This window comes from Lysobacter sp. Root916 (genome assembly GCF_001429785.1).
GTDB lineage: Bacteria > Pseudomonadota > Gammaproteobacteria > Xanthomonadales > Xanthomonadaceae > Lysobacter.
The window spans coordinates 1-14,835 of sequence record NZ_LMJF01000005.1 but is presented as its reverse complement, the minus strand read 5'-3'; the positions used below and the strand labels follow the sequence as shown (position 1 = coordinate 14,835).

2 protein-coding genes are annotated in these 14,835 nt (G+C 67.7%); both read left to right on the top strand.

Translation table 11 applies throughout. The annotated features are described in order from the left end of the window. Positions 1 to 7,559 precede the first annotated feature (7,559 nt). On the top strand, positions 7,560 to 13,718 hold the full coding sequence (locus ASE35_RS07660; protein ID WP_235570024.1) for a non-ribosomal peptide synthetase: 6,159 nt from the start codon (positions 7,560 to 7,562) through the stop codon (positions 13,716 to 13,718). A gap of 2 nt (positions 13,719 to 13,720) precedes the next feature. Continuing rightward, a partial coding sequence (locus tag ASE35_RS07655; RefSeq protein ID WP_235570023.1) for a condensation domain-containing protein occupies positions 13,721 to 14,835 on the top strand: 1,115 nt, incomplete at its 3' end.

Sequence of the window (14,835 nt, the reverse complement as noted above, 5' to 3'; positions counted from 1 at the left end):
GAGATCGAGACGCAGCTGGAAGCGCTGCCGGGCGTGGCCGAGGCGGCGGTGCTGCTGCTGGGCGAAGGCGCGGACGCGCGGCTGGTGGCGTACTGGGCAGCGGCGGGCGAGGAAGAAGAGAGCGCGGCGAGCCTGCGCGCGCAGCTGGCCTCGCGCCTGCCGGACTACATGCTGCCGTCCTCGCTGGTGGCGATGGCGCAGTTGCCGCGCACGGCCAATGGCAAGCTGGATCGCGCGGCGTTGCCGACGATGCAGTCGGGCGCGGTGGCGCAACGAGAGTACGAAGCCCCGCAGGGCGAGGTGGAAGAGACCCTTGCGCGGCTGTGGCAGGAACTGCTTGAGGTGCCGCGCGTGGGCCGGCACGACCACTTCTTCGAACTGGGCGGGCATTCGCTGCTGGCGGTGCAACTTGCTTCGCGCCTGCGCGAGGCCCGCGGCGTTGAAATGCCGCTCAGGCTGTTGTTCTCCACGCCGACCCTGATGGCTCTGGCGGCCGCCTTGCCCGCAGCGGACGCAACGGCTAGTCCGGAGCCGCCTCTGGTCCCGGTGGCGCGCGATCGGCGCCTGCCGCTGTCGCTGGCGCAGCAGCGTCTGTGGTTTGTCGAGCGATTCGATAGCCAGGCCAGTCTTGCCTACCATCTGCCCCTGGCGCTGCGCCTGACGGGTGCGCTCGATGTCGATGCGCTCAAGGCGAGCCTCGCGCGCATCTGGGAGCGTCATGAAGTTCTGCGCAGCTTTTTCCCCGATGACGGCGGCGTGCCCTACCTCGATGTCCTGGACCGGTCGTTCGTGCTGCCCGAGCAGGACCTGTCGGCGCTGTCCGGCGACGCGCGATCGGCGGCGTTCGACGAGATCGCGCTGCACGAGGCGCGCGCAGCTTTCGATTTCGTTCGCGGACCGTTGATCCGCGCGCGCCTGGTGCGCCTGGATAGCGACGATCACGTGCTGCTGGTGACGATGCATCACGTCATCAGCGACGGCTGGTCCATGGCGGTGCTGGTGCGCGAGTTGGGCGCGCTGTACCCGGCCTTCCACATGGGGCAATCCGATCCGCTTCCGCCGCTGGCGGTGCAGTACGCGGACTACGCGCTCTGGCAGCGCGAGCGCATGCACGGCGAACGGCTCGAGCGCGATATGGCGTTCTGGCGCGAGCATCTGTCCGGCGCGCCCAGCCTGATCGACCTGCCCTTGGACCGCTCGCGCCCGCCGATCCAGAGCCATCGCGGCGATCTCGTACTCTTCGACTGCCCGGCCGATCTCGCGCGCGACTTGCGCGCATTCGCCGAGCGGCACGGCGCGACGCTCTACATGGTGCTGATGGCCGGCTGGGCGATCGCGCTGTCGCGCATCACCGGCCAGGACGATCTGGTCATCGGCACGCCGGTGGCCGGGCGGCAACGGCGCGAAGTGGAAGACTTGATCGGCTTCTTCGTCAATACGCTCGCGCTGCGCGTGCGTGTCGAGCCCTCCGCTACGGTGGCAGCGATCGTCGCCGCGGTGAAGGAGACTACGCTCTCGGCGTTCGCCCACCAGGACCTGCCGTTCGAGCAAGTGGTCGAGGCGGTGCAGCCGGAGCGCAGCCTCAGCCACGCCGCATTGGCGCAAGTCAGCTTCACCTGGCACAACGAGCCGACCGGCGGCACGCTGGCATTGCCTGGTCTGACTCTGGCTCCGGTCGAACAGGCCACGGTCGATACCCACTTCGATCTTTCCCTGCACCTCACCGATGTGGGCGATCGCCTGTCCGGCCAGATCATCTACGCTGCGGCGCTGTTCGAACGCGGCACGATCGAGCGCGTGGCCGAACTGCTCGCGCAGGTGTTGCGCTGCATGGTCACGGCCGACGCGACAGCGGCCGGCGCGTTGCCGTTGCTTTCCGCTGAGCAGCGACAAGCGCTCGCGCAAGTGGAGTCGAATCCGGTCGTGCAACGCGTGCGCGGTGAGCGCGTGCATCGGCGCTTCGAGGCCTGGGCGCTTTCGCAACCCGAGGCCCCCGCACTTTCGCTGGCGGGCGAGGTCCTGAGCTACGGCGCGCTCAATGCGCGCGCCAATGCGCTGGCGCATCATCTGCGCTCGCAGGGACTGGCGCCGGACCAGCGCGTGGCGATCGTGGCGGAGCGCAGCTTCGAGTTCGTGGTCGCCGTGCTGGCCGTGCTGAAGGCGGGTGGTGCCTATGTGCCGCTCGATCCGTCGCTGCCGCGTGCGCGCTTGGCCCACATCCTGGCCGAGTGCGGCCCGAGCGCGATCCTGATCCAGTCGGAGGCGGAAGACGTCCTGCCGGCGCTGGACATCCCGGTGCTGCGCCTCGATACGGACTTGCCGTTGTTGGCGCGACGCCTGCCGCAAACCGATTTGGCTGACGATCCGGACGCGGGCGAGCACGATCTTTGCTACGTGATCTACACCTCCGGTTCGACCGGCATGCCCAAAGGCGTCATGGTCGAGCACCCCAGCGTGCTCAACATGGCGTTGGCGCACGGCGAGTGGCTGGAGCTGTCGCCGCGCGACCGTGTCCTGCAGTTCGCCGCGCTGTCGTTCGATGTCTGCGCGGCCGACCTCTTCATGGCGCTGGCGCATGGCGCCTGCCTGTGCCTCGCGGGCCGTGAGGAACTGCAGCCGGGCGGTCCGCTCGAACGGACCCTACGCCAGCAGCGCGTAAGCGTGGTGATGCTGCCGGTGGCGGCGCTGGCTGCCTGCGTGCATGACGATTTGCCGGAGCTTCGCTGCCTGGTGGTGGGCGGCGATGTCTGTCCGCCCGCGCTGGCGGAACGCTGGCGGGTGGGTCGCCGGTTGTTCAATGTCTACGGCCCCACCGAGGCAACGGTGGCGGCGTCGGCCCATGAGTGCACGGGCGAGCCGATGGCGCGCCTGCCGATCGGGCGCGCGCTCAACAACGCTCGCCTGTATGTGCTGGACGAACGACTGCAGCCGGTGCCGACGGGCGTAGTCGGCGAAATCTGCATCGGCGGCGCCGGCATCGCGCGCGGCTATCTCGGACGGCCGGAGGAAACGGCAACGCGCTTCCTCCCCGATCCGTTCCACGCCGATGCGGCAGCGCGAATGTACCGCACGGGCGATCTCGGTCGTTGGCGTGCGGACGGCACGCTGGAGTTCCTGGGGCGCCGCGACCAGCAGGTCAAGATCCGCGGCTTCCGCATCGAACTCGGTGAAATCGAGGGGCACCTGCTCGCCTGCGAGGGCGTGCGCGAGGCCGCTGTTGCCGTGCACGAACGCGGCGGCCAACGGCAACTGGTTGCGTACATCGCCGCGCTCGATGGCGTCGAGCCGGGTGTCGCCGGCCTGCGCGCCAAGCTGGCCGGCCACCTGCCGGATTACATGCAGCCGTCGGTCTATCTGTTCGTCGACCGCCTGCCGTTGACCGCCAACGGCAAGCTCGACCGTTCCGCGCTGCCGATGCCGCAGGCGGACGACTGGGGGCATCGTGCCTACGAAGCGCCGCAAGGGGAGATCGAGGAGGTCGTCGCGCGGGTATGGCAGGCATTGCTGGACCAGCCGCGAATCGGCAGGCACGACCACTTCTTCGAACTGGGCGGGCACTCGTTGCTGGTGGTGGCCCTGGTCGAGCGCTTGCGCGAACAAGGCCTGGTCGGCGAAGTGCGTGCGATCTTCGGTGCGCCGACGCTGGCCGAGTACGCGAGGGGACTACGTCCCGTGGAGGCATCCGGCGAGGACGAGCAGGATGCGTCGATCCCAGCAGGCACGAAGCATCTCTCGCCCGAGATGATCACGCTGGTGACGCTGAATCAGGACGAGATCGATCGCGTGGTCGCGTCCATTCCGGGCGGCGCCGCCAATATCAAGGACATCTATCCGCTCGTGCCGCTGCAGGAAGGCATGCTGTTCCATCATTTGCTGGAAACGAAAGGCGACACCTATCTGTCGCGTTCGCAGGTGGCGTTCGAGAGCAGGGAACTGCTGGATCGCTTCCTCGCGGCGCTGGACGAGGTGATCCAGCGGCACGACATCCTGCGCTGCGCCTTCCTGTGGGAAGGCATGCCGCAACCGATCCAGGTGGTGCAACGCGAAGCGTCGCTGCCGGTGCATGAGCTGCAGGTCGAGGCGGGCGAGGATGCCGTCGCCATCCTCGACGCGCGCACCGATCCGCGCCAGGTCCAGATCGATTTGCGTCGTGCGCCGCTGCTTGCCGCCTATATCGTGGAAGATCGCGAACGTAACGAATGGCTGCTGTCGCTGCTCTATCACCATATTCTCGGCGACCGCACCGCCTCGGAGCTGGTGCGCGCGGAGTTGAGCCAGCGCTTGTTGCCCGGATGGTCGGAGCCGGTGCCATCGCCGTCGCTGCGCGCGCTCATCAAGCAAGCGTCGAGCGTGCCGCAGGCGGAATACGAGGCCTACTTCCGCAAGGTGCTGGCCGGCATCGACGAGCCGACCGCGCCTTTCGGCATTCTCGATACCCACCAGACGTCGGCGGATCTGCGCACGGTACAGCGTCAGCTTCCGGATTCGCTGGCAGCGGCGTTGCGCGAATGCGCGCGCGTTGCCAAGGTGTCCTCCACGACCCTGTTCCACGTCGCTTTCGCGCGCGTTCTGGGTGCATGCACCGCGCGTGACGACGTGGTGTTCGGGACCGTGCTTTCCGGGCGCCTGCAAGGCGCGGAAGGCGCGGACCGGGCGGTGGGCATGTTCATCAACAACCTTCCGATACGTTTCTCGTTGCGCGGGGTTTCCGTCGAAAAGGCCCTGCAGGACGCCTATCGCCAATTGCTGGAGCTGCTCGCCTACGAACAAGCGCCGCTGGCGCTCGCGCAGCGGTGTAGCGACGTGCCGCCGATGCTGCCGCTGTTCACCGCCATGTTCAATTACCGCCACAGCCGCGGCACGGCGGCGATCGGCAGCATGATGCCGGTTGTGGACGGCCTCCGGGTGCTGGGCACCGAAGACGGAGTGAACTATCCGCTCTCGATGTCGGTCGACGACAATGGGCAGGATTTCACGCTGACCGCGCAATGCGTCGCCGGCATCGATGCGGAGGCGATCTGCGGCTATTTCGAGCATGTGCTGGCATCCATGGCGTCGGCGCTCGGTTCGGCTGCAACCGAACGGCTTGATGCGCTGCCGCTGCTGACGTCGGCGCAGCGCGAGCGGGTGCTGTCCGAGTTCAACGCGACCACGGTCGACTATCCGCGCGAGTCGCTGATCCACGARCTGTTCGARCAGCAGGCGGCCGAGTCTCCGGACGCGGTGGCGGTGGTGGATGAGCACCGCGTGCTGACCTATGCGGAGCTGAACGCGCGCGCTAATCGGATCGCGCATTACCTGATCGCACAGGGSGTGCGGCCGGACGAGCGCGTGGCCTTGTGCTGCGAACGTTCGGCGGAGCTGATCATCGGCCTGCTGGGCATCCTCAAGGCCGGCGGCGCCTACGTGCCTCGAAGACAGCGCGCCCAAGCGGCTGCTGCTGCAATCGGCCATGCGCGAGCGCCTGCCGACGWGCGCGGTGCCGCAACTGGTGCTGGACGACAGCGAGGCGGAACTGGCCGCGTATCCGGACCACAATCCGGATACCCGTGCCCACGGTGCSAGTTCGCRTCAGCTGGCCTACGTGATCTACACCTCCGGCTCCACCGGAACGCCCAAGGGCGTGATGGTCGAGCACCAGCAGGTGCTGCGTCTGGTGATGCAGGATCGGTACGTCCCGCTGRGCGCGACCGACGGCGTGGCGCTGTGCGCGAATCCGGCGTTCGACGCGGCGACCTGGGAGATCTGGGCCACGCTGCTGCATGGCGCGCGGCTGATCGTCATCACCCCGGCCTGCCTGCTGGATGTGGCGGCGCTGGGCGAGACGCTGCAACGCCACCAGGCGACGGTGCTGCACCTGACCGCCGGCCTGTTCCATCAGTATGCCGATGCGCTGGGGCCGGTTTTCGAGCGTTTGAACTATCTGCTGTTCGGCGGCGACAGGATCGACGCGGACGTGGTGCGTCGCGTGTTGCAGGGTKCGCGCCCTGCGCACCTGGTGCATTGCTACGGACCGACCGAGACGACCACGTTCGCCAGCACGCACGAGATCGTCGAGCTGGATGCGCAGGCGCGCTCGGTGCCGATCGGCCGGCCGATCGGCAATACCCGKATCTACGTGCTGGATGCCAGCGGCGAGCCGGCKCCGGTGGGTGTGACGGGCGAGCTCTATATCGGCGGCGATGGCGTGGCACGCGGCTATCTGAACCAGCCGGCGTTGACGGCCGAACGCTTCGTGCGCGATCGGTTCAGTGCCGACCCGCAGGCGCGCATGTACGCGAAGACGGCACGCTGGAATTCCAAGGGCGCAACGATTTCCAGGTGAAGATCCGCGGCTTCCGGATCGAACTGGGCGAGATCGAAGCCAGGTTGAGCGCCTGCGAGGGTGTGCGGGAGGCGGTGGTGCTGGCGCGCGAGGACGTGCCGGGCGAGAAGCGGCTGGTGGCGTACTGGTTGGCGGAGGCGGGCGCGCAGATCAGCGCGGCCGAGCTGCGTCTGCAGCTGAGCGCGCAGTTGCCGGAGTACATGCTGCCCAGCGCGTTGCTGATGCTGGAGGCGTTCCCGCTGACACCGAATGGCAAGCTGGATCGCAAGGCTTTGCCGGCACCGGACGCAACGTCGCTGATGGGGCGCGAGTACGAGGCGCCGCAGGGCGAGATCGAGCAAGAGCTGGCCGAGATCTGGCAGTCGCTGCTGAATATCGAGCAAGTGGGTCGCCACGATCACTTCTTCGAGCTCGGCGGGCATTCGCTGCTGGTGGTCGCGATGACCACGCGTCTGCGCGCGAAGGGCTTGCGCGGCGAAGTGCGCCACCTNCACGATCACTTCTTCGAGCTCGGCGGGCATTCGCTGCTGGTGGTCGCGATGACCACGCGTCTGCGCGCGAAGGGCTTGCGCGGCGAAGTGCGCCACCTGTTCGCCGCGCCGGTATTGAGCGCCTACGCCGCCACCTTGCGTCGTGGCGAAGTGGAAGAGGCGGAGGCCGTACCGCCCAGCCTGCTGACGCCGGAGCTGCGGTCGATATCGCCGGAGCTGCTGCCGCTGGTCAGCCTGACGCAGGCTGAGATCGACTGCGTTGTCGCAACCGTGCCCGGTGGCGTCGCCAACGTCCAGGACATCTATCCGCTGCTGCCGTCCCAGCAAGGCATCCTGTTTCATCACATGCTGGATGGCGAGGGCGACACCTACCTGTTGCGGGCGCTGCTTGCGTTCGATCGCCGCGAGGAACTCGATGATTTCCTGCGCGCGCTGAACGTGGTGGTGGCGCGTCACGACATCCTGCGTACCGCCGTGGTGTGGGAAGGACTGTCGACGCCGGTGCAGGTGGTCTATCGACAGGCGCGCGTGCCCGTGCACGAACTGGCCTTGCCGGGTGTGGGCGACGCCCTGGAAGAACTTGCCGGGCTCTCTGATCCGCGCAGTTTGCGGCTGGATCTCACCCGTGCGCCCTTGCTGGCGGCCTACGTCGCCGAAGACCGCGCGGGCGGTTGGATGCTGTCGATGTTGCAGCATCACCTGGTCTGCGANTGAAGCAAGGCCTGGGCTATGATCCGCGCAGTTTGCGGCTGGATCTCACCCGTGCGCCCTTGCTGGCGGCCTACGTCGCCGAAGACCGCGCGGGCGGTTGGATGCTGTCGATGTTGCAGCATCACCTGGTCTGCGATCACGTGACGCTGGCCCTGGCGCTTGCCGAGATCGATGCGATACGCAGTGGAAACGGTGCGGATCTGGCCGATGAGGTGCCGATGCGCCAGTTGGTGGCGCAGGCGCTGCGCGTGCCTGCGGCAGCACACGAGGCCTATTTCCGCCAGGAACTGGCGCACATCGACGAGCCCACGGCGCCGTTCGACGTGCTCGATGCGCGGCAGAGCGGTGCGACATTCCAGACCGTCGGGCTGCCGCTGGACGAGTCGCTTGGGCGCGATATCCGCGCGGAGGCTCGCCGACGCGGCGTATCGCCGGCCGCGCTGTTCCATGTGGCATGGGCACAGGTTCTGGCGCGCTGCACAGGTCGCAACGAGGTGGTGTTCGGCACGGTGCTGTCCGGGCGCATGCATGGCGCGGGCGGCGCGGACCGTGCCTGGGGCATGTTCATCAATACGCTGCCGATCCGGGTGGTGGCGGAGGGCACGGCGGCGGACGCCGTCGACCAGACGCGGCGCCGCCTGGCCGAGTTGCTCGAGCATGAGCACGCCCCGCTTTCGCTCGCGCAGCGCTGCAGCAGCGTGCCGTCGTCCTTGCCCCTGTTCACGACTTTGCTGAATTGCCGGCACGACGGCGATCTCTCCGCCATGCCGGGAGGCATGCGCCTGCTTGCATCCGAGGAAACGACCAATTATCCGATTTCGGTGGACGTGGATGACTTCGGCGACCGGTTCGCGCTGACGGTGCAGGTCGTCGACGGCTTGGACGCGGCACGCCTGGCCGGATACTTCGCCCACACCATAGAGGGCCTGACCGCGGAGCTGCGTCGCGATGGAGCGCGTTCGCTGCATGCCCTGGATGTTCTGCCTCCGCCCGAGCGCGCTCCGCCCGAGCGCGAGCGGGTGCTGTCCGAGTTCAACGCGACCACGGTCGACTATCCGCGCGAGTCGCTGATCCACGAGCTGTTCGAGCAGCAGGCGACCGCGCAGCCGGATGCGGCGGCTGTGGTTTACGAAGACCGCCGTCTGACGTACGGCGAGTTGAACGCGCGGGCGAACCAGGTGGCGCATTACCTGCTGTCGCAGGGCGTGAAGCCGGACGACCGGGTGGCGATCTGCGTCGAGCGCAGCCTGGAGATGGTGGTGGGGCTGCTGGGGATACTGAAGGCGGGCGGGGCGTATGTGCCGCTGGACCCCGACTATCCGGCGGAGCGGCTGGCGTACATGCTGGAGGACAGTGCGCCGGTGGCATTGCTGACGCAGGCGACGTTGGAGGAGCGCTTGCCGGTATGCGGCGTGCCCACGCTGCGGTGGGATACGAGCGAAGCCCAAGCGTTGCTGGCGACACAGCCTACGCATAATCCGGATTCACGCGCGCGTGGCCTGACCTCGCGCCACCTGGCCTACGTGATCTACACGTCCGGATCGACCGGCACGCCCAAGGGCGTGATGGTCGAGCATGCGAGCACGATGAGTTTCATCGCCGGCCATATTCGCCTGTGCGGGCTCGAACGCTCCGATCGTGTGTTGCAGTTCGCGTCGTTCGCATTCGACAGTTCGATTGCGGAGATGATGCCGACCCTGTCCGTCGGTGCGACGCTGGTTCTCCGCCCAAGACATCTGAGCCTGGATCAATTCAGCGGATTTCTTGAGGCGCAACAGATCAGCGTGGTCGATTTGCCGACTGCGTTCTGGGGCGCATGGGCAAGATGGCTTGCGGAGACGCCTGCGCGCTCGCCCGGCGGCGCGTTGCGGCTGGTGATCGTCAGCGGTGAGTCGGTGGAGCTACACCATCTGCACGCATGGCATGCCAACCCGAATGCGCAGCGATGCCGATGGCTCAATAACTACGGTCCGACCGAGGCGACCGTGAACGCGACTGCGTTTGCGCTGGATGGCGCCGCGGACATCGCCGGGATGGGAGCCGTGTCGATCGGTCGGCCCGTTGCCAACGCCAAGGTCTATCTCTTGAACGCGCGTGGCGAACCGGTGCCGCAGGGCGTGGCCGGTGAGTTGTATATCGGCGGAGCGGGCGTGGCGCGTGGATATCTGAACCGCCCGGAGCTGACGGCGGAGCGCTTCGTGGCCGATCCGTTCAGCGCCGACCCGCAAGCGCGCATGTACAGAACAGGGGATCTGGGTCGATGGTTGCCGGACGGAACGATCGAGTTTCTGGGGCGCAACGACTTCCAGGTCAAGATCCGGGGCTTCCGGATCGAGCTGGGTGAGATCGAAGCCAGGCTGACGGCGTGTGCCGGCGTGCGCGAAGCGGTGGTGCTGGCGCGCGAGGACGTGCCGGGCGACAAGCGGCTGGTGGCGTATGTGGTGCCGGCGGCGGGAGTCGAGCCGACGGGAGTGCAGTTGCGCGAAGCGCTGCAAACGCAGTTGCCCGAGTACATGGTGCCGAGCGCCTTCATGGTGCTCGACGCGTTCCCGCTGACGCCGAACGGCAAGCTCGATCGCAAGGCGCTGCCCGCGCCGGACGGCAGCTCGCTGGTGCAGCGCGAGTACGAAGCGCCGCAGGGCGAGATGGAGAAGACACTGGCGCGCATCTGGGGCGAGTTGCTGGGTGTGGAGCAGGTGGGACGCCAGGATCACTTCTTCGAACTGGGCGGCCATTCGATGCTGGTGATGGCGATGATGGAGCAGTTGCGCACGGCGGGTCTGCGCGCCGAGGTGCGTGACATCTTCGCCGCACCGACTCTGCGTGAGTGCGCCGCGGTGTTGCGTCGTGGGAGCGCCATCACCCTGGTGCCGCCGAACCTGCTGATGCCGGCGACGCGGGTCATAACGCCCGACTTGTTGCCGCTGGTGTCCTTGTCGCAGGAAGAGATCGATCGCATTGTCGACTCGGTGCCGGGCGGTGTCGCCAATATCCAGGATATCTATCCGCTGCTGCCGATGCAGGAAGGGATGCTGTTCCATCACCTGCTGCAGGAGCACGGCGATCTCTACCTGGCGCGGGTGATGCTGGCGTTCGACGACCGCGCCACGCTGGACGAACTGCTCATCGGCTTGCAGGCGATGATCGACCGGCACGAAGTCCTGCGCAGCGCCTTCTACTGGGAGGGCCTGTCGCAACCGGTGCAGATCATCCGTCGTCGGGCGGAGCTGTCGGTGCACGAATGCGCGGTGGGGCCGGGCGAGGACGCCGAAGCACTGCTGCGCGAGCAGGCCGACCCGGGCAAGATCCGTCTCGACCTTCGCCGCGCCCCCCTGATGCACATGGAGATCGCGCACGACCGCGCGAACGGCCGCTGGCTGGCGGCGCTGCTGCATCACCACATCACCTGCGATCACCTGACCATGGAGCGGGTGCTCGCCGAGCTCGACGACTGGCGCGGCGGACGTCTGGATCCGGCGCCGGCCCCGCTCTTCCGCAACGTGGTGGCCGAAGCATGCCTGATACCACAAGACGTGCACGCGACCTTCTTCCGTGAAAACCTGGCGGGTTTGGAAGCGCCCAGTGCGCCGTTCGGCCTGCTCGACGTGCAGCTGCAGGCTCACGATCTGACGACGGCATCACGAGCGCTGGACAGCGAGCTGGGTGCCGCTCTCCGCGATGCGGCACGACAACTGCGCGTTCCGGTTTCGGTGCTGTTCCATGCGGCATTCGCGCTGGTGGTTTCCCGCTGTTCCGGGCGCGACGATGTCGTGTTCGGCACGGTGCTCTCCGGGCGACTGCAGGGCGCGGACGGTCGCGGCGAAGCGTTGGGACTGCACATCAATACGTTGCCGTTCCGCGTGCAGCTCGACGAAGGCGACGCGCGCGCGTTCGTTCATCGCTGCCACCAGCAGTTGCTGGAATTGCTCGCGCACGAGCAGGCGCCACTGACACTCGCGCAGCGCATCAGCGGCCTGCCCGCTTCCATGCCGTTGTTGACCAGCCTGCTCAATTTCCGTCATAGCCTCGCCGAGGCCGACGCGGGATTGGATTGGCCGGGCATGCGGATACTCGAAAGCAGCGGCGATGAGGCCAATTTCCCGCTCACCGCGAAGGTGGACGACTTCGGCACGGATTTCGACCTGCGCATCGACTGCCACCGCGACCTCGATCCGCAACGACTGCTGGGCTACTTCGAGACCGCGCTGACAGCTCTCTGCGGCGCAACCGTCACTCCGTGTGCGGTCAAGCGCCTGGATGTCATGCCGGCCTCCGAGCGGCGCACGCTGGTGGGCGAAGACCATGCGCTGCCCGTATATTCATCCAGCGCAGCAACGCTGCACGAACTTTTCGAGCTCAGCGCAGCGTCTCGACCTGACGCTGTTGCGCTGGTGTTCGAGGGCGAGTCGCTCAGCTATCGCACATTGAACGAGCAGGCCAATCGCCTGGCGCATCACCTGTGCGCCCTGGGCGTGCGGCCGGAGGCGCGGGTGGCGATCTGTCTGGAACGCGGATTCGCGCAGGTGATCGCGCTGCTCGCGGTGCTGAAGGCCGGCGCGGCCTACGTGCCGCTCGACCCCGGGCATCCGGATGGCCGCTTGCGCGATACGGTGGTCGATTGCGAGCCGTCCGCGCTCATCACCAGCCTTGCGCTCGCGACGCGCTTTGCCGCCGACGCCTCGCTGGCGGTGCTGTGCATCGACGACGAGACCCTGCATGACGCCCTGTCGCGGCAGCCGGCCGATAATACGACGAGCACAGCGCGCGCCGACGGTCTCGCCTACATCATCTACACCTCGGGTTCGACTGGACGGCCCAAGGGCGTGCTGGTCGAGCATCGGCAGGTGCTGCGCCTGTTCGCGTCCTGCGAATCGTTGTTCGACTTCGGGCATCGCGATGTCTGGACGCTGTTCCACTCCTTCGCCTTCGATTTCTCGGTATGGGAGATCTGGGGCGCGCTGCTCTACGGCGGGCGTCTGGTCATCGTGCCGCAGGCCGTCGCGCGCTCGGCCGATACGTTCGGCGCGCTGCTGCGACGCGAGCAGGTCACCGTGCTCAACCAGACGCCGAGCGCGTTCTGGGCGCTTCTGGCCGCGCAGGAAGGGAATGCGGGCTGGTCGCAATCGTTGCGCTGGGTCGTCTTCGGCGGCGAAGCGTTCGATCCGGGACGCCTGCGTTCGTGGTTCGACCAGGCTGGCGGTCGCGCTGCGCGCCTGATCAACATGTACGGCATCACCGAGACCACCGTGCACGTCACGTGGCAGGAAATCGACGCGTCGATGCTGGCGCAGAGCCTGAGCCCGATCGGCCGACCCTTGCCCGACTTGCGGGTCTACCTGCTGGACGAAGCGTACCGGCCGGTGCCATGGGGCGCGATCGGTGAGATTCACGTGGCGGGCGCCGGCCTCGCGCGCGGCTATTGGCGGCGCGAAGCGCTCACCGCCGAGCGCTTCGTACCCGACCCGTTCGCCGGCGGCGACAACCGGATGTACCGGAGCGGCGATCTCGCGCGGCTGCTTCCCGACGGCGGCCTGGATTACCTGGGGCGCAACGATTTCCAGGTCAAGGTGCGTGGCTATCGCATCGAGCTCGGCGAGATCGAGACGGCGCTGCTCGCATTGCCCGGCGTGCGTGAAGCGGCCGTGCTGGCGCGCAAGGAAGGTGTCGGCGACGGCCTGCTGGTGGCATACCTGACGATGGCGAGTGACGCGTCGTGGACGGCCGAGGCGTTGCGCGAAGCCTTGGCGGCGCAGCTGCCCGAGCACATGTTGCCGGGCGCCTTCGTGCCGATGGATGCATTCCCGCTGACCGTCAACGGCAAGCTCGATCGCGCGGCGCTGCCGCCGCCCGGCGAGGGCGAACGCGCGCAGCGTGCTTATGAAGCGCCGCTGGATGGGCTGGAGTCGATGCTTGCAGGGATCTGGCAGGAACTGCTGGAGCTGCCGCGCATCGGTCGCAACGACGACTTTTTCGAACTGGGCGGCCACTCGCTGCTCGCCGTACGCATGGTGACGCAGATCGGTGCGCAGTTCGGATGCACCGTGCCGATTCAGGCGCTTTTCGCACATCGCACGCTCAAGGCCTTCGCCGGCTGCGTGCAGCAGCAACAGGTGCTCGACACCTGGCGTGAGGCCATGACGGCCACGCCGGCGGATGCCGAGCTGCTCGAACAGGAATGGACGGAACTATGAGCATGTTGGACGTACTTGAAGCCTGCCGGGAACGCGGCATCCAACTGGCGCTCAAGAACGGAGGTCTGTCGTTGCGCGACCCGCAAGGCAGACTCGATCCTGCGTTGCGCGAACAATTGACCGTCCACAAGGCGGCCATCATGCAGTGGCTAGCCGCGCCGTCCGGTGGCGACGCGCCGATCCCGCCTGTGTCGCGCGACGGCCGCCTGCCGCTGTCGTTCGCGCAGCAGCGGTTGTGGCTGGTGTCGGTGCTGGACCCGAGCGCGGATCGCGCCTATCACCTGCCCGCGGCGCTACGCCTAAGCGGCAGCGTGGATCGCGACGCGCTCAGGCAGGCGTTGGATGGACTGGTCGCGCGGCATGAAGGCCTGCGCACGCGTTTCGTGGCCGAAGACGGCGTGCCCTGCCAGCTCGTGATGCCGGCCGGGCAGGGCTTCGCGCTGCGCGAGGAAGACGCGGCATCGCAGGACGCCGTCGAGCAGGCGATCGCCGACGAACTGGCCACGCCGTTCGACCTGGCGAACGGCCCGATGATCCGCGGCCGCCTGTTGCGCGTGTCGGAGCAGGAACACGTGCTGGTGTTGAACCAGCACCACATCGTGAGCGACGGCTGGTCCAACGCGGTGATGGTGCGGGAACTGGCGGCGCTGTATCGCGCGGCCTGCCTGGGCGAGCCGGACGGGCTGGCACCGTTACCGATCCAGTATGCGGACTACGCGCACTGGCAGCGGCAGACGCTGCAGGGCCCGGTGCTGGCGCAGCAGCTGGACTTCTGGCGCGGCCACCTGGCCGGCGCCCCCGAGCTGTTGGAACTGCCGCAGGACCGTCCGCGCCCGCCCACACCCAGCCATGCGGGCGGGCAGTGGGCGCTGACGGTGCCGGCGCCGCTGACCGAGGGCTTGCGCGCGTTGGCGCAGCGGCACGGCGCAACCTTGTACATGGTGCTGATGGCGGCCTGGTCGCTGCTKCTGTCGCGCCTGTCGGGTCAGTCGACGGTGGTGGTGGCCACGCCGGTGGCCGGTCGCCACCGGCGCGAACTGGAAGGTTTGATCGGCTTCTTCGTCAACACGCTGGCGTTCTGCACGCGGGTGGAGGAAGGGCAGAGCGTCGCGCAGCT